Annotated in this window: 21 protein-coding genes, 4 tRNA genes, 1 other RNA gene and 1 pseudogene; 8 read left to right on the plus strand and 19 right to left on the minus strand. The window is 64.5% G+C overall.

Translation table 11 applies throughout. From position 1 onward, the window contains the following. Positions 1 to 16: 16 nt before the first annotated feature. The 3 genes from recR to dnaX are packed head-to-tail and all read right to left on the minus strand — an operon-like array spanning position 17 to position 2627. Entirely contained in the window at positions 17 to 619 is a 603-nt protein-coding gene (gene recR, locus MO486_RS05865) for a recombination mediator RecR (protein WP_242905246.1), read from the minus strand. A gap of 19 nt (positions 620 to 638) precedes the next feature. Continuing rightward, the gene (locus MO486_RS05870) at positions 639 to 968 is read right to left on the minus strand and encodes a YbaB/EbfC family nucleoid-associated protein (protein ID WP_242905247.1); all 330 of its coding nucleotides are present in this window, start codon (positions 966 to 968) and stop codon (positions 639 to 641) included. Between the two features lie 6 nt (positions 969 to 974). Continuing rightward, positions 975 to 2627, minus strand: a complete 1653-nt coding sequence (dnaX, locus tag MO486_RS05875; RefSeq protein WP_242905249.1) for a DNA polymerase III subunit gamma/tau — start codon at positions 2625 to 2627, stop codon at positions 975 to 977. A gap of 123 nt (positions 2628 to 2750) precedes the next feature. Here dnaX and MO486_RS05880 point away from each other — a divergent pair. Beyond that, positions 2751 to 2843, plus strand: a tRNA-Ser gene (locus MO486_RS05880). Positions 2844 to 2903: 60 nt separating this feature from the next. Beyond that, an RNA gene (gene ffs, locus MO486_RS05885) (signal recognition particle sRNA small type) lies at positions 2904 to 3000 on the plus strand. 152 nt (positions 3001 to 3152) lie between these two features. Here ffs and MO486_RS05890 read toward each other — a convergent pair. From MO486_RS05890 to MO486_RS05915, 6 genes are read right to left on the minus strand one after another with little or no spacing between them, the layout of a single operon-like run. Beyond that, positions 3153 to 3578, minus strand: coding sequence for a molybdenum cofactor biosynthesis protein MoaE (locus MO486_RS05890; RefSeq protein WP_242905251.1), 426 nt, complete (start codon positions 3576 to 3578; stop codon positions 3153 to 3155). After that, positions 3571 to 3816, minus strand: a complete 246-nt coding sequence (locus tag MO486_RS05895; protein WP_242905253.1) for a MoaD/ThiS family protein — start codon at positions 3814 to 3816, stop codon at positions 3571 to 3573. Before MO486_RS05895 ends, MO486_RS05890 begins: the two co-directional genes overlap by 8 nt. Next, positions 3813 to 4304 carry a cyclic pyranopterin monophosphate synthase MoaC gene (moaC, locus tag MO486_RS05900; RefSeq protein ID WP_345779198.1) on the minus strand — a complete coding sequence of 164 codons (492 nt, stop codon included), beginning with the start codon at positions 4302 to 4304 and terminating at the stop codon, positions 3813 to 3815. The genes MO486_RS05895 and moaC overlap by 4 nt, the downstream gene beginning before the upstream one ends. Beyond that, complete coding sequence (moaA, locus tag MO486_RS05905; protein ID WP_242905255.1) at positions 4305 to 5330, minus strand: GTP 3',8-cyclase MoaA; 1026 nt, start codon at positions 5328 to 5330, stop codon at positions 4305 to 4307. Further along, positions 5327 to 6085 (minus strand): MBL fold metallo-hydrolase, encoded by a 759-nt coding sequence (locus MO486_RS05910; RefSeq protein ID WP_242905257.1) that lies wholly within the window; start codon positions 6083 to 6085, stop codon positions 5327 to 5329. The genes moaA and MO486_RS05910 overlap by 4 nt, the downstream gene beginning before the upstream one ends. Then, entirely contained in the window at positions 6085 to 6834 is a 750-nt protein-coding gene (locus tag MO486_RS05915) for a 3-deoxy-D-manno-octulosonic acid kinase (protein ID WP_242905258.1), read from the minus strand. Before MO486_RS05915 ends, MO486_RS05910 begins: the two co-directional genes overlap by 1 nt. Before the next feature lie 22 nt (positions 6835 to 6856). Between MO486_RS05915 and MO486_RS05920 the strand changes: the two genes are divergently transcribed. Together MO486_RS05920 and MO486_RS05925 are read left to right on the plus strand one after the other, a co-directional pair. Beyond that, positions 6857 to 7927 (plus strand): glycosyltransferase family 9 protein, encoded by a 1071-nt coding sequence (locus MO486_RS05920; RefSeq protein WP_242905259.1) that lies wholly within the window; start codon positions 6857 to 6859, stop codon positions 7925 to 7927. Between the two features lie 78 nt (positions 7928 to 8005). After that, a complete protein-coding gene (locus tag MO486_RS05925; protein WP_242905260.1) occupies positions 8006 to 8644 on the plus strand; it encodes a CmcI family methyltransferase in 639 nt (212 codons plus the stop codon). A 24-nt stretch (positions 8645 to 8668) separates the two neighbouring features. Here the strand turns inward: MO486_RS05925 and MO486_RS05930 are convergent, their stop codons facing one another. Further along, the gene (locus tag MO486_RS05930) at positions 8669 to 9076 is read right to left on the minus strand and encodes a DUF6165 family protein (protein WP_242905261.1); all 408 of its coding nucleotides are present in this window, start codon (positions 9074 to 9076) and stop codon (positions 8669 to 8671) included. Positions 9077 to 9313: 237 nt separating this feature from the next. Continuing rightward, positions 9314 to 9404 (minus strand) — tRNA-Ser (locus tag MO486_RS05935). Between the two features lie 156 nt (positions 9405 to 9560). Here MO486_RS05935 and MO486_RS05940 point away from each other — a divergent pair. After that, positions 9561 to 10265 carry a Stp1/IreP family PP2C-type Ser/Thr phosphatase gene (locus MO486_RS05940; protein ID WP_242905262.1) on the plus strand — a complete coding sequence of 235 codons (705 nt, stop codon included), beginning with the start codon at positions 9561 to 9563 and terminating at the stop codon, positions 10263 to 10265. Between the two features lie 14 nt (positions 10266 to 10279). Here the strand turns inward: MO486_RS05940 and dnaQ are convergent, their stop codons facing one another. The 3 genes from dnaQ to MO486_RS05955 are packed head-to-tail and all read right to left on the minus strand — an operon-like array spanning position 10280 to position 12125. Further along, the gene (gene dnaQ / locus MO486_RS05945) at positions 10280 to 10996 is read right to left on the minus strand and encodes a DNA polymerase III subunit epsilon (protein WP_242905263.1); all 717 of its coding nucleotides are present in this window, start codon (positions 10994 to 10996) and stop codon (positions 10280 to 10282) included. Further along, positions 10996 to 11445: a ribonuclease HI gene (rnhA, locus tag MO486_RS05950; RefSeq protein ID WP_242905359.1), complete on the minus strand. Its 450-nt coding sequence runs from the start codon at positions 11443 to 11445 to the stop codon at positions 10996 to 10998. Before rnhA ends, dnaQ begins: the two co-directional genes overlap by 1 nt. Positions 11446 to 11459: 14 nt before the next feature. After that, positions 11460 to 12125 carry a methyltransferase domain-containing protein gene (locus tag MO486_RS05955; protein WP_242905264.1) on the minus strand — a complete coding sequence of 222 codons (666 nt, stop codon included), beginning with the start codon at positions 12123 to 12125 and terminating at the stop codon, positions 11460 to 11462. Between the two features lie 38 nt (positions 12126 to 12163). Here MO486_RS05955 and gloB point away from each other — a divergent pair, with 38 nt between their 5' ends. The 3 genes from gloB (at position 12164) to MO486_RS05970 (ending at position 14833) form a co-directional block, all read left to right on the plus strand. After that, positions 12164 to 12928 carry a hydroxyacylglutathione hydrolase gene (gloB, locus tag MO486_RS05960; RefSeq protein ID WP_242905266.1) on the plus strand — a complete coding sequence of 255 codons (765 nt, stop codon included), beginning with the start codon at positions 12164 to 12166 and terminating at the stop codon, positions 12926 to 12928. After that, a complete protein-coding gene (locus tag MO486_RS05965) occupies positions 12925 to 13920 on the plus strand; it encodes a lytic transglycosylase domain-containing protein (protein ID WP_242905268.1) in 996 nt (331 codons plus the stop codon). The genes gloB and MO486_RS05965 overlap by 4 nt, the downstream gene beginning before the upstream one ends. Before the next feature lie 118 nt (positions 13921 to 14038). Continuing rightward, positions 14039 to 14833 (plus strand): enoyl-ACP reductase, encoded by a 795-nt coding sequence (locus MO486_RS05970; protein WP_242905270.1) that lies wholly within the window; start codon positions 14039 to 14041, stop codon positions 14831 to 14833. Between the two features lie 76 nt (positions 14834 to 14909). On the opposite strand, the gene MO486_RS05975 is transcribed toward MO486_RS05970, so the two are convergent. The 5 genes and pseudogenes from MO486_RS05975 to lon all read right to left on the minus strand — a co-directional run bounded on the left by MO486_RS05975 (position 14910) and on the right by lon (position 20256). Then, positions 14910 to 16886: a SurA N-terminal domain-containing protein gene (locus MO486_RS05975; RefSeq protein WP_242905272.1), complete on the minus strand. Its 1977-nt coding sequence runs from the start codon at positions 16884 to 16886 to the stop codon at positions 14910 to 14912. Between the two features lie 126 nt (positions 16887 to 17012). Further along, a tRNA-Asp gene (locus MO486_RS05980) sits at positions 17013 to 17089 on the minus strand. 35 nt (positions 17090 to 17124) lie between these two features. After that, positions 17125 to 17199: transfer RNA gene (locus MO486_RS05985), tRNA-Val, on the minus strand. 60 nt (positions 17200 to 17259) lie between these two features. Continuing rightward, positions 17260 to 17538, minus strand: a pseudogene (locus MO486_RS05990) (HU family DNA-binding protein); the annotation flags it as partial. A gap of 294 nt (positions 17539 to 17832) precedes the next feature. Then, a complete protein-coding gene (lon, locus tag MO486_RS05995) occupies positions 17833 to 20256 on the minus strand; it encodes an endopeptidase La (protein ID WP_242905275.1) in 2424 nt (807 codons plus the stop codon). Positions 20257 to 20324: the final 68 nt, after the last annotated feature.

Consider the following 20324-nt stretch of genomic DNA (forward strand, 5'->3'; position numbering starts at 1 on the left):
AAGGTCTCCTTGTGAATCAACCCAACGGCATTTCGCTGCGGCTGCCGAACGCATGCGACAGGGTGCCACGATCCACGTATTCGAGTTCGCCACCGAGCGGCACACCATGGGCAAGCCGGCTCGGGCGCACGCTGTGTTGACGCGCAAGCTGGGCGAGGTAGTGCGCAGTCGCTTCGCCTTCCACGGTCGGGTTCGTGGCGATGATCAGCTCCTGCACTTCGCCCTCGGCCAGACGTGAAGCAAGCTGGTCCAAGCCAAGCTCGCGCGGGCCGATGCCATCCAGCGGCGACAACCGTCCCTGCAGTACGAAATACAGGCCGCGATAGCCGGTGGCCTGCTCGATCGCCAACCGATCGGCCGGCGATTCCACTACACACAGCAGATGCGCATCGCGCGAAGCGCTGGCGCAAGTCGCACAGATCTCGGTCTCACTGAAATCGCGGCAGCGCGCGCAATGGCCAATCTTCTCGACCGCCGCCGCAAGGGCATCCGCCAGCCGTTGGCCACCGGCACGCTCGCGTTCGAGCACGTGATAGGCCATGCGCTGCGCGGTCTTCTGCCCGACGCCGGGCAGGACGCGGAAGGCTTCGATCAGTTGTTCGAGCAACGAACTGCTCATCGCGATGCGAGGCTTCGAATCAGAAGCCCAGTCCCGGCAACTTCATGCCCGGCGGCATCGGCATGCCCGCCGTCGCGGCCGACATCTTCGCCTGCGATTCGGTATTGGCCTTGTTGACCGCGTCGTTGAATGCCGCGGCGATCAGGTCTTCGGCCATTTCCGGGTCGGACAACACGCTCGGATCGATCCGCACCTTGCGGCATTCCATGCGACCGGTGAGGGTCACGCTGACCATACCGCCACCGGCATTGCCGGTGACTTCGAGCTTGGCCAGATCTTCCTGCGCGCGCTGCATGTTTTCCTGCATCTTCTGCGCTTGCTGCATCAGTTGGGCGATATTTCCACGCATCTTCTATTACTCGTCGAAAGGTCGGATGGAATCCGGCACCACTTTGGCGCCGTGCTGGGTGATCAGGCGTTGCACGTCGGGGTCGTTCATGAATGCGCTCTCTGCCGCGACCTGGCGCGCATCGCGTTCGCGCGCGCTCCGCTGGTGCAAAGTCTCGCCCGCGGCCTGCGCGGACTCGAAACGGATCTGCGGCGCAGCACCGAGTGCGGGCGCAAGCGCGTCGCCGAGCATCTTGACCAGGGCTGGCGCCTTGAGGTGTTCATCGGCTTGTGACAGCGACAAGCGCAGCACGCCATCGTCGTGACCGACGAAACCTGCGTGTTCCGCAAGTTGTCGTGCCGGGCCACGCAGGCCGCTGTTGGCAACCAGCTGCAGCCAGTGATCGGCATCGACGACCGCAGCCGTCGCAGTGGGTGCAGGTGCTGGCGGCGCTGTCACTTGCGGAGGAATCGCCGGTGGCGCCGGCTTCGGAGCGAGAGGTGCCGGTGCTGCGGGGGTTGCCAATGCCGCCTTCGCCGCACTGGCGGCATCGCCGCGTGCAGCCGGTTGCGCGACCGGATCGACACGCGTACCGCCTGCCTCCGCAGGGCGGAACGCCAGCATCCGCAGCACGCTCATCTCGAAACCGGCGCGCGGGCTTGGCGCCAGCGGCAATTCGCGGCGACCGCTCAATGCCATCTGGTACCAGAGTTGCACCAACTCCGGCCGCAGTTGCGCGGCGAGCGCGTCGATATCGACGTGATCGCTTTCAATGGCCGCATTCGGCACCAGTTGCCGCACCTGCACGCGATGTAGTGCGTCGGCCAGCGCATCCAGTACCGCGCCCCAGTCCGGCGAGAATTCGGCCAGCGTGCCCACGGTGGCGAGCAGGCGTTCGCCCTCGCCCGCCGCCAGGGCATTCAGCAGCACACTGACCTGGGTGCGGTCGACAGTGCCGAGCATCGTCGCCACCGCGGCGTCTTCCAGCTTGCCGCCCGTGTAGGCAATGGCCTGGTCGAGCAGCGAGAGACCGTCGCGCAGGCTACCGTCGGCGGCTTTGGACAGTTGTCGGATCGCGCCAGGGTCGGCGGCGATGCCTTCGGCTTCCAGGATCCTGGTGATCTGGCCGCTGATCTGCGCCTCATCGAGGCGCTTGAGGTTGAACTGGAGGCAGCGCGACAACACCGTCACCGGCAGTTTCTGCGGATCGGTGGTGGCAAGCAGGAACTTCACGTGTCCTGGTGGCTCTTCCAGCGTCTTCAGCAGCGCATTGAACGCCGACTTCGACAACATGTGCACTTCGTCGATCAGGTACACCTTCACCCGGCCGCGCGAGGGCATGTACTGGGCGTTCTCGATCACGTCGCGCACGTCGTCGACGCCGGTGTTGGACGCGGCGTCGATCTCGAGCAGGTCGACGAAACGGCCGGCGTCGATGTCGCGGCAGGAATTGCACTCGCCGCAGGGTTCGGCCGACGTGCCGCGCTCGCAGTTCAGCGATTTGGCGAAAATGCGCGCGATCGTGGTCTTGCCGACGCCCCGGGTACCGGTGAACAGGAAGGCGTGGTGGACGCGGCCGGAATCCAGCGCATTGGTCAGCGCACGAACCACATGTTCCTGCCCGACCAGTTCGGCGAAACGCTTCGGGCGCCACTTACGGGCGAGGACGAGGTAGGACATGGGTGCATTCTGCCATGCCGGCTTGCAACGACTGCGACGGCAACGCATCGCTTGTCCCAAACCCGCGTCAAGGCTAGAATTTGCGGCCCTGAATGCAGCCGGAAGCCGCTTTCAGGTTCCAGCGGAGAGGTGTCCGAGCGGTTGAAGGAGCACGCCTGGAAAGTGTGTAAGCGTCTAAACCGCGCTTCGGGGGTTCGAATCCCCCTCTCTCCGCCAGCTTTTCAGATGAATGCACTTTGATCGCGCGGTGTGATGCGCGAAGTCTCTATGGTGGCCCCGTCGGCCCCTCGCGACGCTAGATCGAAAACCCCGCCAGGGCCGGAAGGCAGCAACGGTATCGATCGACGCGGGTGCCGAGGCCAGCCGGCGGGGCCATCGCCCGTCTGTTCCGCGAAGCGGAACAGACCCCAAAGTTTGCGCTGCAAACTTCGGGCCCCGGGCCATCGCTTCCAATTTCCCCGCGGCTCTCGCCGCGCCCCCTTTTACTAATAGGGGGCTTCCCTCCAGATAGTTTCTTGCCAGCACTTACTCCGGATGCAGCCAGCCGGCGTCGCCTTCGGCGTAGCGCTCGTGCTTCCAGATCGGCACGCGCGATTTCACTTCGTCGATGATGTAACGGCAGGCGGCGAAGGCGGCGTCGCGGTGCGCGGCGGAGACGCCGACCCAGACGGCGAGTTCGCCGATGGCCAGGTCACCGACGCGGTGCACGCACAGTGCGTCGAGGACGTCGAACTTCGCCAGCGCCTCGTCGACGATCTTCTCGCCTTCGGCTTCGGCCAGCGCGGTGTAGGACTCGTAGCGCAGGCCGTGCACTACACGACCGTCGTTGTGGTCGCGCACCCAGCCCTCGAAGCTCGCGTAACCGCCGACGCGGGCATCCAGCAGCTGCGCGCGCAGCGAAGCGGTATCGAACGGGGTATCGGCCAGCTGGAAGCGCGGCATCTCAGCCACCACTCACCGGCGGGATGAACGCGATCTCGCTGCCATCGCGGGGCGCGTCGTCCCAGCGCGCGAATGCACCATCGACGGCGACGCGCAACCGATCAACCGGCAGTTCGAAGCCGTAACGCGCGCGCAATTCCAGATACAGCACGCGCAGGTCGGGCGCAGCGGTGTCGAACGACTCCGATGCCATGCCAGCCGTATCGCGCAGGCTGGCGAAATACAGCACGGTGACGCGCACGGTCATGGCGAAACTCCAAAGTCGCGTTTCCCACCGCGCTTGCCGAGCAGCTTCGCCGGGCCGATCACGATCGCGTGCGACAACGCCTTGCACATGTCGTACACGGCCAATGCGGCGACGGTGGCACCGGTCAAGGCTTCCATCTCCACGCCAGTGCGGTGGGTGGTCTTGACCGCGCATTCGATCCGCAAGGACTTCTCGTCATGCCAGTCGGCCGCGATCCGGCAACCATCGATTGGTAGCGGGTGACAGAACGGGATCAGCTCGTGCGTGCGCTTGACCGCCATCGTGCCGGCGATGATCGCGGTCTCGACGATGCCGCCCTTGGCGCTCTTCAGCCCCGCAGCACGCAATTGCTTCGCCACGTCCGCCGGAAAGCGGACCCGGCACTCGGCGACAGCCTCGCGCGCGGTGACGGCTTTCGCCGAGACATCGACCATCGCCGGGCGGCCGGCGGGATCGATATGCGTGAGCTTGCTGCGTTTGGCTTTCACTCAACCACCAATGAGGTACATCTCGACGTGCTTGCGGGAACTAGCCGAGCTGCCGCGCAACTCGCTATAGCGATCCGCGCGCCGCGACCAGATGCCGGCGACACGATCGACCAGCGCGCCTTCACCCTGCGCAAGCGAGGCACGCAGATCGTGACCGTCTGCAGCGAACAGGCACGTGTAAAGCTTGCCGTCGGCCGATACGCGCGCGCGGTGACAATCGCCGCAGAACGGCTCGCTGACGGAACTGACGAATCCGATCTCGCCGCCGCCGTCGACGAAGGCGTAGCGCGACGCGACTTCACCCCGGTATTGCGGATCGAGCGGACGCAACGGCCAGCGCGCGTGGATCGCGTCGCGCAATTCAGCCGAAGGCATGACACGCTCGCGGCGCCAGCCATTGCAGGTGCCGACGTCCATATACTCGATGAAACGTACGACATGGCCGCTGCCACGGAAATGCTCGAGCAACCGCCGCACTTCGCCGTCGTTGACACCACGCTGTACGACGCAATTGAGTTTGATCGCAGTGAAGCCAGCCGCTTCGGCCGCGGCAATGCCGGCCAGGACACCGTCGACGTTGCCACGACCGCCGGACAGTTCGCGGAACAATGCGGGATCGAGCGCATCCAGGCTGACCGTGATCCGGCGCAACCCGGCGTCACGCAAGGCCTGCGCCTGCGCCGCCAGCAGCGAGCCATTGGTGGTCACCGCGAGATCGTCGATGCCCGGAATGGCTGCAAGGCGCGCGACCAGCTCCGGCAGGCGCTTGCGCAGCAAGGGTTCGCCGCCGGTCAGGCGCAGTTTGCTCACGCCCAGGCGCACGAAGCCGCGCACCAGCGTTTCGATTTCGTCGAACGACATCCGCGTAGCGGCATCGAAACCGTAATCGTCCGGCACGCGCTCGGCCGGCATGCAGTACGGGCAGCGGAAGTTGCAGGCCTCGATCACCGACAGGCGCAGGTCGTGCAACGGCCGACCCAGCTTGTCGTGCGGCAATGGGAATTCCGGATGCAGGACGGCGTTCATGGTGCTTGGACCATGCCCATGATCGGATCGTTCAAGGCCATCACGTCGCCGGGCCGGGCGACGCGGTATCCGCGCCCGCTGAGCGTGTCGCCATCGGCAGCGCTGGCGTAGTGGTACAGCAGGCAGCGATCGAGCAGGTCGCGCGGATATTCGCGCTCGATGTCGTCGATGCCGCTGTGCGAAGGATTGCCGTGCAGCGCGCAATCATGCGCCACGGTCTCGCCGGCATCGGCGAATTTCGCCAGCATTTCCGGGATCGGCCGGGTGTCGCCGGTCCAGACCACGCTGCCGCGCAGGCGCACACCGAAGCTGGTGTCGGGCCAATGGTGTCGTGTTGGGAATACTTCCATCCGCACATCGTCGTGCCAGAAATGATCGCCGACCGGCACCACTCGGAACGCATCCCAGAAATTGGCGCCGCCTTCGGCCAATGCGCTCGGATAGGCACCGACGCGCTGGTGCAGCAGCGGCAGTACGGTCACGGGCACGTACAGCAATGTGCGTCCGCGCCGCTCGGGATCGAAATAGTTGGCGACGAACAGGCGCTCGAAGCCGGCGACGTGGTCGAGGTGCGTATGGGTGATGAAGAGCGCACGCGGCGGCTCGCCGTAATGCGCAAGGTAATGGCTCAGGCCTTCGTTGCCGCAGTCGATGGTGAGCCACGGCATCCCGTCGCGCTCGATCGTTGCCATCGCCGATCCGAGTTCGACCGCCGAGGCGTTCCCCACGCCATGCAATCGCAGCGACCAGGCCATCAGTAGCCGCGCTCCCAATCGCGATCGTAGGCGGCGCGCACGCGGGCGAATTCGCTTTCCACCTGTTCGACGCTACGCGCGCCGCGCAATTTCAGCAACGAGCGCTTGAGCCGCGCGAGGTTGCGCTCGCGCCAGCCGGTCGCGGGAATGCGCATCACGCTGCGATCGAGGTCGATCACCCAGCCGTGGCCCGCATCGTCGAACAGCAGGTTGTGGGCGTTGAGGTCGGCGTGATCGAGGCCGATGCGGTGGAAACGCGCGATCAGCCGCCCGGTTTCTTCCCAGGGTGCGGTGTCACCCGGCGTGTTGGCACGGTGGGCGAGCGAATGGACGTGCTCGATGCGATCGAGCAGGATCGCCGCACGATAGCTGTGCCCATTGCGCACGTAAAACGCCGCAATGGGTCGAGGCACCGGCAGCTTGTGCTCGAGCAAGGCCCGCAACAGTCGGAATTCAGCGAAGCTGCGCGTCCGGTCGGGGCCGCGCCAGAGATGGCGATCGCGGTTGAAACGCGCCACCAGCCCACCGCGCAAGTAGTGTCGCAACACCGACGGGCCGAAGGGCGCGTCGACAAACCAGGCCGCGCCGCGACCGGCATTGTCGACCGAACGAGCATGGCTGCCCCAGTGGTCGGGATCGAACCAGCCCGATTCTGCTTGCCGCAGGCGTACGCGGTCGAACAGAATCGCCCCGTATCCGAGGCCTTCGCGGAACGGCGTGAGGCTTTCATTGGCATCGAATGCGGCCATCCCAACGAGTCTAGCAAGCCACGTGCCCACTGCGCCCCGCTCAATCTGTCTGTTGCGCCTGTCGGCACTCGGCGACGCCACCCATGTCGTGCCATTGCTGCGCACGTTGCAGTGCGCGTGGCCCGATGCCGCATTGACCTGGGTGATCGGCAAGGCCGAGTTCAAGTTGCTCGAAGGCCTGCCCGGGGTCGAGTTCCTGGTCTACGACAAGAGCAGCGGCTTGGCCGGCATGCTCGCGTTGCGCCGCGAACTGCGCGGCCGTCGCTTCGATGCGCTGCTGCAGATGCAAGTCGCCGCACGCGCCAACCTGCTGTCGGCGTTCATTCCGGCGGACCGCCGGATCGGCTACGACCAGTCCAGGTCCAAGGATCTCCACGGTCTGTTCGTCAACGAACGCATCCCCGACCGCCCCGGCATCCATGTGCTGGACGCGATCGGCAGCTTCTGCGAACCCCTCGGCCTGCGCCAGGCCGAGGTCACCTGGAACCTGCCGGTGCCTGATGCAGCGCGCGGCTGGGCACGTGCGCAATGGCCCGACGACGAGATGCCAACGCTGCTGATCTCCCCCTGTTCCAGCCACGCCCGCCGCAACTGGCGTGCCGAACGCTACGCCGCGGTAGCCGACCACGCTGCATCGCGCGGCTGGCGGATCGTGCTGTGCGGTGGCCGCAGCCAGCTCGAACGCGACACCACCGACGCGATCCTCGCTTCGATGCGCACACCGGCGCAGGCTTCAAATGTGCTCGATCTGGTCGGCAAGGACACGCTCAAGCAACTCCCCGCCCTGCTCGAACGCGCCAACCTGGTGATGACGCCGGATTCCGGGCCGATGCACATCGCCAACGCGATGGGCGCCAAGGTCCTTGGCCTGCACGCGGCCAGCAATCCGAAACGCAGCGGCCCGTATTCGGACCTGCGCTATTGCGTCGACCGCTACGACGATGCGGCGCGCAAGTTCCTCGGCAAGCCGGCTTCGGAGCTGAAATGGGGAACGAAGATCGAGCCTGACGGGGTGATGGATCTGGTGACCGTCGAGGATGCGATCGGCGCGTTCGAGCGTTATCTGGCTGATCGTCGTGCCGGGCGGCATTGAGCAGGTATCGCCACCGGTTCCATTATCTTGGCAGAATGGTTTGAGCTGGCCGCACTCGCCAATGCAGGATAAAGACCGATGCAGCACATGGAAGAACACCTGGACATGCCACTCAGGCAGGTCCTGCCGATCATCCAGGATCGCATCCGCCAGAAGACAAGCTACTTCGGCATCAAGACGCTCAAGAGTCCGATCGATTTCTGGGTCTACCAGGAAATCATCTTCGAGACGAAGCCTGACCTGATCATCGAGATCGGCAATTTCTGCGGCGGCAGCACGCTCGCCCTCGCCCATCTCTTCGATCGCGTCGGCCACGGCAGGGTCATCGGCATCGACATACTGCACAACCGCGTGCCGCCGCTCGTCCGGCAACACCCGAGGATCGCATTGATCGAAGGGGACGCCTGCGCGTCGTTCGGACAGGTCGAAGCCCTGATCGATGGCGCCGAAAACATCATGGTCATCGAAGACAGCTCGCACACCTTCGAGAACACACTGAAGGTGCTCGAGACTTATTCGAAGCTGGTCAAGCCGGGCGGATATTTCATCGTCGAGGACGGGATCTGCCACCACGGCCTCGATCTTGGCCCGGATCCGGGTCCGTACGAAGCGATCGATGCCTTCGTCGCCGCTAATCCGGACTTCGAGATCGACCGCGGTCGCGAATCCTTCCTGATCACCTGGAATCCGAAGGGCTACCTCCGGAGAGTCCGCTAGTCGCGCAATATCCCCGGCGAGGGACTAGGGAGCCGCGCCGGTCTTGTAGTCCTGGTACGACTTCTCTTCGACGTAGGCCGAACCCAGGGCAAGGTTGATGTCCTTCTTGATCCGGGCGCGCTCATCGTTCTCGAAGTAGACGCTGCGCGCGAGGCGGATGAATTCGGCATCGAATTCCTGCGCTTTTTCCTTGATGCGGATGTCGTCCTCGATCACCCACAGGCGCTCGTTGACCGCCTTCAACTCGGCACGCAGCTTGGCGATGTCCTTGACCGCCGCGGGATGCGCCATCCAGGTCTGCTCCAGCGCCGACAATTCGTTGCGGACGTTGGCCAGCTTGGCCGGGTCGGACATGCGCTCGGACTTGATCTGCAGGATCGCGATCTTGTCGAGCAGTTCGCCGAAGGAGACGGGGACGAGGATTTCGGACATGGGGATGAACGGCCTGGATCGGGGGCGCAGTCTAACGCGAGCGAGTGAGGCACTTCGTGGAGAGAGCGATTGATTCGGCCCATCCATGGGCCTCACCCCTCCGGCGCTGCGCGCCTGCGGGGCAGCCTGCGGCTGTCCAAATCGGCAGTCCTGCCGATTTGTCGAACCCACTAGGATTCTCCTCAAGTCCTCACCCCAGATATGCAAAACGCCCCACGAGGGGGCGCTTTGCATATCTGGCGGAGAGGGAGGGATTCGAACCCTCGGTACGCTATAAACGTACGCCTGATTTCGAGTCAGGTACATTCAACCACTCTGCCACCTCTCCGATGGCTGGAATCCGCTTCGGAGGCGGCTCCGCAGGGCCGCAAATGATACGTCGGCAGCCCTTGGGTCACAAGGCGCAATGAGTTGGGTTGCCCCGCGGCCGCCCGGCCCCGATCATTCCGTTCTCCAGTTGAGAGCCGCCAACGATGCCCGACGCATGATCGAATTTGGACACCTGACCCATGTCGGCCTGCGGCGCGAGCTGAATGAAGACACTTATTACGGCGACAGCGAGCTAGGCCTGTGGCTGGTGGCCGATGGCATGGGCGGCCACGAATATGGCGAAGTCGCCAGCGCATTGGCGCGCGAGACCATCGTGCGCGAGGTGCGCGATGGCACGCCGCTGGCGCAGGCGATCCGCATCGCCGACGAAGAGATCATCCGCCAGTCCAAGCGCCGCAACGATGCGCTGCCGATGGGTACCACCGTGGTGGCCGCCCGTGTCACCGGTAACCGCTTCGAGGTGGCCTGGGTCGGCGACAGTCGTGTGTACCTATGGCGCGAGGGTCAGCTGGCGCAGCTGTCGCAGGACCACAGCTACGTGCAGGAGCTGATCGCCCAGGGCGCGATTACCACCGAACAGGCACGCAGCCACCCGCACCGCAACGTCGTGACACAGGCGCTGGGTGTAACCGATCCGCGCAATCTCAATGTCGAGACCATGACCGGCGAGTTGCGTCCAGGCATGCAGCTGCTGCTATGCAGCGACGGCCTGACCGAGGAAGTCGACGACCGCAACATCGCCAAGGTGCTGGCGCACGACGACTGCAGTGCGCAGGAATGCGTCGATTCGCTGGTCGCGGCAGCGCTGGATGGGGGTGGTTCGGATAACGTCACCGTGGTGCTGGTGCGTAGTCACTAGGTTTCGCCCGACATTCAAGCGACCTCGGCTTCGACCTCGACCTGATCCCATACCGCCTTGCCGGCCTTCTTGCGCACCTGCATGAGGCGGGCTTCGTGCGCAGCCAGTTCGACCTCTGAGATTTGCACGCATGGGCGTGGGCCGCTGGTGGCCAGGATCGCGATGTTGATGACCTGATCTGTTTCCGCAGTCACAGCAAAACCAATTTCCCGCTGCCCCGAAGTCAGTGCCAGGTAGGCGTCCACCAGCAGCTGCGCGTCGAGCAACGCGCCATGCAGGTGTCGGTGGGAGTTGTCGACGCCGAGCCGCTTGCACAACGCATCCAAGGAATTGCGCTGACCAGGAAAGCGCTCCCGCGCCAGTTCCAGCGAGTCCTGGACCGTGCAGCGATCGCGCATGCGGCCAAACTGCGCACCCAGCCGCGTCAGCTCAGAGTCGAGGAAACCGATGTCGAACGCCGCGTTGTGGATCACCAGTTCCGCCCCATCGACGAATTCGAGGAACTCGTCAACGATCTCGGCGAACTTCGGCTTGTCGGCGAGGAATTCCAGCGTCAGGCCGGTGACTTCCTGCGCGCCAGGTTCAAACTGGCATTCAGGATTGAGGTAACGCTGGAAAGTGCGGCCAGTCGGACGGCGCTCGATGAGTTCGACGCAGCCGATTTCGACGACGCGATTGCCCTTGTCCCAGGACAGGCCAGTGGTTTCGGTATCCAGTACGACTTGCCGCATCAGGTGTTCGCCGTCTCTTTGAACTTCACTGCTTCCGCGCGAGCCAGTTGGTCGACGCGTTCATTGTCGGGATCACCGCTGTGCCCCTTGACCCAGCGCCAGTCGATCCGGTGCCGCGTCGCCGCAGTATGCAGGCGTTCCCACAGGTCGCGGTTCTTGACCGGGTCGCCACCGGCGGTTTTCCAATGCCGGCGCACCCAGTTCGGCATCCACTCGCTGATGCCCTGACGCACGTACTGCGAATCCGTGTGCAAGGTGACGATGCAGGCTTCGGTCAGCGTTTCCAGAGCAACGATCGCCGCCATCAACTCCATGCGATTGTTGGTGGTCAGCGTCTCACCGCCTGCCAATTCGCGTTCTTTCCCGCGATAACGCAGCAATGCCGCCCAGCCGCCCGGACCGGGATTGCCGAGACAGGCACCGTCGGTGTGCACCTCGACCTGCTTCAAACCCGCGTCCGTCGTCATGCGGCAGGCACGCCATTGGCCAAGCGCAGCCGTGGACGTGCGCGCATTGGCGTCAGTGGCGTCACCCGTTTTTCGGCACGCAGCAGATAGGCAGCACGAATGCCGGCACCGTCCTGCATCTCCGGATTCGGCGAGATCCTCCAGCGTGGCCCAAGTCCCTGCGAAATCGGTTCCGGCACCAGTCCGGCAGCGCGCAGGCGACGGCGCCAGGTAATCGGTTCGTATGCGGCCGGGCCGTCGCCGGTCCAGCGCCATCGGTACGGTGCCAGTGGATTGAGCGCGAACAGCCACAAGCGCCCTCCCGGCACCAGCACGCGCACGCATTCGGCCAGGAGCTCCGCCGGATCCTCGTCGACGTCGGCCACGTGCTGCAGCACCACGCTGCCGAGCGCATCGCTGGCGATCGGCAGCGGCAGCGCACAGCGGATCGGGCCGTCGAAGCCCTTGCCATTGAGGCGCAGGCTGACGCTGCGGTCGCCAGCGACACCGGCACCGGCACCGGCGGCAGCCAACCAGAGCCATGGCTGTCCCGGACGCTCGCCGGCGGCCTGTTGCACCGCGGCAAACTCGCTATCGATGACCGCCAATCCCTCAGCGCTGCCAAACCAGCTGGCAATGGCGGCGACGGGATCGGGTTGACTGGGGGGAAGCGTCGCAGGCATGGTCGAATTCTGCGGGATGCAACCGGAACCGTCGACCGATGCGATTGCTTGCCCTGCCCGCGTTCGCGGACAACTACATCTGGGCGCTGGCCGGCGACGACGGTGGCGCGCTGATCGTGGATCCCGGCGAAGCCGCACCAGTGCTCGCTGCGGCGGCCGAAGGCCTGCAACCGCGCGGCATCCTGCTGACCCATCACCACCACGACCATATCGGTGGCGTACCAGCCTTGTTGGCACGCTGGCCGGACCTGCCGGTGATCGCGCCAGTCGACGACCGCATCACCACTACAACCACCCGGGTGGGGGACGGCGACACCGTCCGCATTGCTGAATGGGGCTTCGAGGTCCTGGCGATCCCCGGCCATACCGTGAGCCACATCGCATTCCATGGCCATGGCGTCTTGTGTTGCGGCGATACCCTCTTCAGTCTCGGCTGTGGCCGTCTGTTCGAGGGCACGCCGGCGCAGATGCTGGCCTCGCTCGATCAGCTGGCCGAGCTCCCCGGGGTCACGCAGATTTGCTGCGGCCACGAGTACACCGTCGCCAATGCCGCGTTCGCGCGGGCGGTCGATCCCGACAATCCGGCGCTCCAGCGCCGCAGCGAGGAAGCCAGCGCGATGCGTACTGCCGGATTGCCGACACTCCCGACCACGCTCGCCACCGAGCTCACCGCGAATCCGTTCCTGCGCATCGATGCCCCGGCGGTGCACACTGCGATCACGACGCGGCTGGGACGCATGCCGGTCGACCGGGTCGAAGCCTTCGCTGAGCTACGACGCTGGAAGGATGGTTTCCGCGCATGAACTTGCGCAGCAGCCATGTCCTGTTTGCAGCGCTGGCCTTGCCGATGTCGGCGTCCGCGCAGGACATGGCCACGACGGCACCACCTGCAGTCGAAGCCGTCGTGGCGGAGGTCGCCATCGATCCTCCTCCCGCCATCAACACCCGCAATGGCCGCGACATCTACCAACGCTTCCGCGAGGGCCTCGCCGACAAGGAATGCGCGGACAGCAGCCCGCGTTGGCGCCAGCATTTCGCTACCGCACCCAAACGGCTGGCGACCGGCAGCGACGACGTACTGCCGTTGTTCGGCTACGTCGTCGATGCCCTGCGCGAAGCGCACCTGCCGACCGAGTACGCGCTGATCCCATTCGTCGAAAGTGGTTACAAGCCCGGCGCGCGCAGTCCCAGCGGCCCGGCCGGGCTGTGGCAGTTCATCGCCATCACCGCCCGCAACCACAACGTGCCGATCCGCCCCGGATACGACGGTCGCTTGTCGCCCGTCGATTCCACCCAGGCTGCAGTGCGTTATCTCAAGACCCTGCACGGCATGTTTGCCGGCGATTGGCGCCTGGCGGTAATGGCTTACAACGCAGGCGAATACCGCATCCTCGGCGCGTTGCGCCGGACCGGCCAGAATGCACGCAACGCCAAACCGGAAACGTTGACCGGCCTGTCCGGCATCACCCATGCCTATGTCCAGAAGTTGCGGGCACTGTCCTGCCTGTTCGAACAAGCCGACGATCGCGAGGACTGGCTCAAGGCGCTGGACAGGACGGTGCCCTTGCTCAGCGCGCAACCGTTGCCGGCAACGGCAGGCAACCTTGATCGCTGGGCCCGCGCCCAGGGATTCGACCCGGTTGCGTTGCGACGCTTGAATCCCGCATTCGTCGATGGCCGCATCGCCCGTGTCGATCGCACGCTGCGGGTCCTGGCACCGATGCCGTCGCCGGTCGCAAGCGACCCGAGCGGAACCGGCACGGTGGATACGGCCACCTCTGCAGGCACGCCGTAAAAACAGCGTTGCCGAAACGAAGGACACCAGGCAGCTCAGCCGGTTCGAAGCGCGGTGTCGCGACCGGCTAAACTAGAGTCTTAGCTCGGCCGCGCGTCGCGGCCACGACGGAGGCAACATGGGATTTCTGCAAGGCAAGCGCGCGCTGGTCACCGGCATCGCAAGCGAGCGGTCGATCGCCAGCGGTATCGCCGAGGCGATGCACCGCGAAGGGGCGCAGCTCGCTTTCACCTACCAGAACGACAAACTCAAGACGCGGGTCGAGAAAGCCGCCGCGGAATACGGCAGCAACATCGTCATCCCGCTCGATGTCAGCAGCGATGCGCAGATCGACGAATGCTTCGCCGAACTTGGCAAGCATTGGAGCGACGGCTTCGACATTCTCGTCCACGCGATCGCGTTCGCCCCGCGCGAAGCCATTGCCGGCCAATTCCTCGACGGTCTCACGCGCGAGAACTTCGCCATCGCCCACGACATCTCCGCCTACTCGCTCGCAGCCATTGCCAAGGCCGCACGCCCCCAGATGCAGGGCCGCAAGGGTTCGATCATCACCCTGAGCTACCTCGGCGCCGAGCGTGCGCTTGTCGGCTACAACGTGATGGGCGTGGCCAAGGCCAGTCTCGAAGCCACGGTGCGCTACCTCGCCTACAACCTCGGCCCGGAAGGCACCCGCGTCAACGCAATTTCCGCGGGCCCCATCAAAACGCTCGCGGCGGCCGGCATCGCCGGCTTCCGCAAGATCCTTGGCCATGTCGAAGAGAACGCACCGTTGCGCCGTACCGTGACGATCGAAGACGTCGGCAACGTCGCCGCGTTCCTCTGCTCCGATCTCGCCGCAGGCGTAACGGGCGAAATCACCTACGTCGATGCCGGCTACAACATCCTGGGCATGACGGGAATCGAAGTCGAGTAAGCGGGTCGCGACGCTGGATCACCATTAAACAAAAGCCCGGCATCGCCGGGCTTTTGTTATTCCAGGCGACACGCCGTCACAGGCGATCTTCCGCCACCTCGATCCGCATCTGCTTCCGCATCGCCGCAACGAACGCACGTGCATCGTCGATGCCGGTCGATCGCGCGAGCTGCTGCTGCAGCAGCGCACGCTCCTGCGCCGAAGCCGCTGCTGGATTGCCTGGGGTGACCTTGTGGACCACGAACACCACGATACTGCCGTCGGCGAGCTTCACCTTGCCGGGTGAACCCTTGCCAGCCGCCGGGGTCGGCACAGAGAAGTAGGCCTCGGTAGCGGCTTGATCCGGCATCGGCGCGCCGCGCGGCACCGCCGGCAGCTCGGTCGGTACCAACTGCTGTCCGATAGCGGCTTGCTGCAGGGTGGCGCCGGCCCGCAACTGCGCCAGCATCGCGTCAGCGGTCGCGGCTAACGCCTTACCGGCCCGATCCACACGGATCTCGGCGATCACTTGATCACGCACCACGGAGAGTGGTTGCGCGCGCTCCGGATTGTGCTGGGTGACGCGGATCAGCACGCTGTGATTCGGCGCCAGTTCGATCGGGTCGCTGACCGTCCCGTCCTGGATCAACGTCTCGGAGAATGCAGCACGCAGCAAAGCCGGGTTCGTGGCGATGCCGGTGCCGGCGCCACGCGCGAACGGGCCCAGCGTTTGCACCGGCAGGTTGAGCTGGCGTGCCGCGGGGGTCAGCGCAGTCGGGTTCTTGTAGATCAGATCGACCAGCTTGCCGGTGAGATCATTGAACGCACGCTCGCGATCGGCTTCAGCCTGATCGAGCGCCAGCTGCTCGCGGGCCTGTTCGAACGTGGATTGCTGGCCGGTCTTGATCTCGCGCAGCTGGATCACGTGCCAACCATAATCGGTCTTGACCGGAGCGCTGACGCCAGCGGTTTGCATCGCGAACAAGGCATCTTCGAACGGTTTGACCATCGTGCCGTTCTTCTCGACCCAGCCGAGGTCGCCGCCGCTCTCCTTCGACCCGGTGTCGTCGGAGTTGGCACGCGCCAACGCGGCGAAATCCGCGCCTGCGGCCCTCGCCTGGATCGCAAGCTGCGCGGCTTTTTGTTCGGCGGCCTTCTGCGTGGCGGCGTCGGCGTCGGGGGCAACGCGTACCAGGATGTGCGCAGTCAGGCGCTGTTCCGGCTCGACGAAACGCGCTTTCTCTTGCTCGTAGCGCTGGCGCAGCGCGGCCTCGTCCGCAGTGGGAACCGGCAGGGTTGCAGCATCGATTTCGACATACTCGATCGCCACGGTCTCCGGCGCACGGTACTGCTGCACATGCGTCTTGTACCAGGCATCGATTTCCGCGCCGCTGATCGCACCGGCGTCCGGCGTAGGCTGCGGCAAGCGCACGTAACCGACGTCGCGGGTTTCACCTAACAGCTTGAGCAGGCGATCAAGTTCGCCATTGGTGACGAATGCGGATTCGCCGATGCTGGTCGGCAGCAGCGACTGCTGCAGGCTCTCCCGCACCAGGTTCTCGAACTGCGACGGTGTCCGCGCCGGGACCTGCGTGGCCAGTGCGAGCTGGTAGCGCTGCGGGTCGAACTTGCCATCGACCTGGAACGCCGGGATGCCAGCAATTGTTTCCTGGATCTGCGCCTTGCTGATCGCAACACCGGCGCGGTTCGACGTCATACGCAGCACGCGTTCGTCGATCAACGCATCGAGGATCTCACGCTTGTTCTCGATGCTCTCGAACGCGCGCACGTCGAAGCCTTCGCCCCGACGTTGTTGCTGTTCCTGGCGCGACTGCTCGTAGCGCTCGCGGAAAGCGGCGCCGTCGATTTCCTCGTGCTGCCACAGTATCGACACAGGCCACCATGACGGCGCGGCCTCCCACCAGGTCGGCGGCGCATCGATCGTGGCGACGTAGTCATCGACCGACTGCGACATGTACTGGTCGACCCCGAAGAAGGCGAACGGGATGGCCAGCAGGACGAGGATGACGGTAGCAATCCAGCCGGAGGTCTTTTCGCGGAGTTTCTGCAGCATCGGTCGGCGCGCTCATGGACGTAGCCGCGCAGTTTAGCGCCCTAAGGTCTTCCCGGGCGAAGACGCGGGAAAGACCGGCGCAGGAGGCAAAAATAAGGGCGCCCTTGCGGGCGCCCTTGGCAAAACTGGCGGAGTGGACGGGACTCGAACCCGCGACCTCCGGCGTGACAGGCCAGCATTCTAACCGACTGAACTACCACTCCGCGTTTTGAAAACCTAATTTGAAACCTACCGCGTTTGGTGGGTGCTGAGGGTTTCGAACCCCCGACCCTCTCCGTGTAAAGGAGACGCTCTACCGCTGAGCTAAGCACCCTGGCTTGGCCAACCCCGCCAACTTGGCCGAGGCTTTGCGGAAGGACCCCGCGTGAGCCGATTAGTTTACGGCATCCTTCAGCGCTTTGCCAGCCTTGAACGCCGGATTCTTCGAAGCCTTGATCTTGATGGTGTCGCCGGTACGCGGATTGCGACCTTCGCGGGCGCTGCGCTTGCGCACCGAGAAGGTGCCGAAGCCCACGAGGGTCACGGTGTCGCCCTTCTTCAGCGCCTTGGTGATTGCGGCGATCGCTGCATCAACAGCGCGACCTGCGTCGGCTTTGGTCAGCTCGGCGGCTTCAGCCACCTGATCGATGAATTCGGCTTTGTTCATTCTTGTCTCCCTATGCGGATGTGAACCGCTGGATGTGGAACCGGGTCCCCCGCATCTACGGCAGGCGCTCCCCGATCGACCTTGCCGTGTTGCGCCCTCAGCGCATCGCGGTTGCGTTCGTTATACCAGTACGATTTTTCATGCGCAACCTGAAAGCTAGCGCTGATGCGGGTTTCAGCCGATCGGCCGACGAAAGGACGCATCATTGCAAAGCGAATTCGCTAGCAGTGATCAATGACTTGCACATACAAACGCAAGCGATGCATGCATCGCTTGCGCGTGGCGTCTAAAGGTTGTCCGTCAGTGCGTGAGGTCAACTTTCGCAGCAGGCGCGCTTGGTTCGCTCGCGGATAGCCCGCCCACGCTGCCAGCCGGTGCCGGCTTCAGCGGATGTTCGAGCGCGAGATCGAGCACCTCGTCGATCCAGCGCACCGGCACGATCTTGATGCCCTGTGTCACTGTTTTCGGAATGTCGGTGAGGTCCTTGCGATTCTCTTCCGGAATGATCACGGTGCGGATGCCACCACGTAGCGCGGCCAGCAGTTTTTCCTTCAGCCCGCCAATCGGCAGCACGCGACCGCGCAGAGTGATCTCGCCGGTCATTGCAACGTCGGCTTTCACCGGCACCTTGGTCAGTGTCGACACGAGGGCAGTCGCCATCGCGATGCCCGCGCTCGGCCCGTCCTTCGGTGTCGCGCCCTCCGGCACATGCAAATGGACGTCCTGTTTCTGCAGGAAATCGAGCTCGATGCCGAGCCGCTCGGTGCGCGCGCGCACCACCGACAGCGCCGCCGATGCCGATTCCTTCATCACGTCACCGAGTTGGCCGGTGAGGATCAATTGGCCCTTGCCCGGCACCAGCGTGGACTCGATCTGCAGCAGATCGCCGCCGGCTTCGGTCCAGGCCAGGCCGGTGACCAGGCCGATCTCGTTCTCGGCTTCGGCACGGCCGAAATCGAAACGCTGCACGCCGAGATACTTGTCGAGGTTCTTGGAGGTGACGTTGACGGCCGTGGCCTTGGCCTTCTTCTTCGCCCCGGCCAACGCCAGCTCCTTCACCACCTTGCGCGAGATCTTGGCAATCTCGCGCTCGAGGTTGCGCACGCCGGACTCGCGTGTGTAATAGCGGACGATATCGCGGATCGCGCTTTCGGCGATCTTCAATTCTTCTGGCTTCACGCCATTTGCCTTGAGCTGCTTAGGCACGAGATAGCGCATCGCAATGTTGAGCTTCTCTTCCTCGGTGTAACCGGGGATGCGGATCACTTCCATGCGATCGAGCAGCGGACCGGGGATATTCAACGAATTGGAGGTTGCGACGAACATCACTTCGCTCAGATCGAGGTCGACCTCGAGGTAGTGATCGTTGAACGAGTTGTTCTGCTCCGGGTCCAGCACTTCCAGCAGTGCGGACGAGGGGTCGCCGCGGAAATCCATCGACATCTTGTCGATTTCGTCGAGCATGAACAGCGGGTTCTTGCTGCCGGCCTTGTTGAGGTTCTGCACGATTCGACCCGGCATCGAACCGACGTAGGTACGACGATGACCGCGGATCTCGGCCTCATCGCGCACGCCGCCGAGGCTCATGCGCACGAACTTGCGATTGGTCGCCTTGGCGATGGACTGCCCGAGCGAAGTCTTGCCCACGCCCGGCGGACCCACCAGGCACAGGATCGCGCCCTTCATCTGCTTCACGCGCGTCTGCACCGCGAGGTACTCGAGGATGCGCTCCTTGACCTTCTCGAGGCCGTAATGGTCGGCATCGAGCACGTCCTGCGCGGCCTTGAGGTCCTTGCGCACTTTGCTGCGCTTCTTCCAAGGCACGCCTAGGAGCCAATCGAGGTAATTGCGCACAACCGCGGCTTCAGCCGACATCGGCGACATCTGCTTGAGCTTGCCCAGTTCCGCCTTGGCCTTGGCCTCGACCGGTTTCGGCATGCCGGCGTCGGCGATCTTGCGTGCGAGTTCGTCCAGATCGTTCGGCGCTTCGTCGATTTCGCCGAGTTCCTTCTGGATCGCCTTCATCTGTTCGTTGAGGTAGTACTCGCGCTGGCTCTTCTCCATCTGCGACTTCACGCGACCACGGATGCGCTTTTCCAGCTGCTGGACGTCGATCTCGCCATCCACGAAGCCGACCAGCAATTCCAGCCGCGCCGCCGTATCGAGCGTTTCCAGCAGTCGCTGCTTGTCGGCCATGCGCACGCCAAGGTGCGCAGCGATGGTGTCCGCGAGTCGACTGGGTTCGTCGATGCCGCTCAAGGTCTGCAGCAGCTCCGGCGGCAGCTTGCGATTGGTCTTGACGTACTGCTCGAAAAGCGACATCAGCGAGCGCGCCACGGCCTCGGTCTCGCGTGCCTCGCGCGTGTCTACCGATTCCACGACGACGCCGTGCCCGGACAGCGCGCCATCGCCCTCGCTCACCTTGTCGACGCGCGCGCGCGACAGGCCTTCGACCAGCACCTTGATCGTGCCGTCAGGCAGTTTCAGCAATTGCAGCACCTGCGCGAGCGTGCCTATCTCGTGCAGGTCGGCACCGGCCGGATCATCCGTGTCGGCGGATTTCTGGGCGACCAGCAGGATGCGCTTGTCGGATTCCATGGCGATGTCGAGCGCGCGGATCGACTTGTCGCGACCGACGAACAGTGGGATCACCATGTGCGGGAACACCACGACGTCGCGCAGTGGCAGCACCGGCAGGACGAGGGATTCGGGATGGTCGGTCATGGCGGCTCCAGCGAGTTCGGAAACAGTAAAAGCGGCATCCGTACGATAGCCGTCCGGGAGTAAAGACA

Source organism: Lysobacter sp. CFH 32150, assembly GCF_022758295.1.
GTDB lineage: Bacteria > Pseudomonadota > Gammaproteobacteria > Xanthomonadales > Xanthomonadaceae > CFH-32150.

What these genes read in the sequence shown, in the direction of transcription:
- recR (WP_242905246.1), bottom strand. Translation starts at nt 619, where the DNA reads ATGAGCAGTTCGTTGCTCGAACAACTGATCGAAGCCTTCCGCGTCCTG.
- MO486_RS05870 (WP_242905247.1), bottom strand. Translation starts at nt 968, where the DNA reads ATGCGTGGAAATATCGCCCAACTGATGCAGCAAGCGCAGAAGATGCAG.
- dnaX (WP_242905249.1), bottom strand. Translation starts at nt 2,627, where the DNA reads ATGTCCTACCTCGTCCTCGCCCGTAAGTGGCGCCCGAAGCGTTTCGCC.
- MO486_RS05895 (WP_242905253.1), bottom strand. Translation starts at nt 3,816, where the DNA reads ATGACCGTGCGCGTCACCGTGCTGTATTTCGCCAGCCTGCGCGATACG.
- moaA (WP_242905255.1), bottom strand. Translation starts at nt 5,330, where the DNA reads ATGAACGCCGTCCTGCATCCGGAATTCCCATTGCCGCACGACAAGCTG.
- MO486_RS05910 (WP_242905257.1), bottom strand. Translation starts at nt 6,085, where the DNA reads ATGGCCTGGTCGCTGCGATTGCATGGCGTGGGGAACGCCTCGGCGGTC.
- MO486_RS05915 (WP_242905258.1), bottom strand. Translation starts at nt 6,834, where the DNA reads ATGGCCGCATTCGATGCCAATGAAAGCCTCACGCCGTTCCGCGAAGGC.
- MO486_RS05925 (WP_242905260.1), top strand. Translation starts at nt 8,006, where the DNA reads ATGCAGCACATGGAAGAACACCTGGACATGCCACTCAGGCAGGTCCTG.
- MO486_RS05930 (WP_242905261.1), bottom strand. Translation starts at nt 9,076, where the DNA reads ATGTCCGAAATCCTCGTCCCCGTCTCCTTCGGCGAACTGCTCGACAAG.
- MO486_RS05940 (WP_242905262.1), top strand. Translation starts at nt 9,561, where the DNA reads ATGATCGAATTTGGACACCTGACCCATGTCGGCCTGCGGCGCGAGCTG.
- dnaQ (WP_242905263.1), bottom strand. Translation starts at nt 10,996, where the DNA reads ATGCGGCAAGTCGTACTGGATACCGAAACCACTGGCCTGTCCTGGGAC.
- MO486_RS05955 (WP_242905264.1), bottom strand. Translation starts at nt 12,125, where the DNA reads ATGCCTGCGACGCTTCCCCCCAGTCAACCCGATCCCGTCGCCGCCATT.
- gloB (WP_242905266.1), top strand. Translation starts at nt 12,164, where the DNA reads ATGCGATTGCTTGCCCTGCCCGCGTTCGCGGACAACTACATCTGGGCG.
- MO486_RS05965 (WP_242905268.1), top strand. Translation starts at nt 12,925, where the DNA reads ATGAACTTGCGCAGCAGCCATGTCCTGTTTGCAGCGCTGGCCTTGCCG.
- MO486_RS05970 (WP_242905270.1), top strand. Translation starts at nt 14,039, where the DNA reads ATGGGATTTCTGCAAGGCAAGCGCGCGCTGGTCACCGGCATCGCAAGC.
- MO486_RS05975 (WP_242905272.1), bottom strand. Translation starts at nt 16,886, where the DNA reads ATGCTGCAGAAACTCCGCGAAAAGACCTCCGGCTGGATTGCTACCGTC.
- lon (WP_242905275.1), bottom strand. Translation starts at nt 20,256, where the DNA reads ATGACCGACCATCCCGAATCCCTCGTCCTGCCGGTGCTGCCACTGCGC.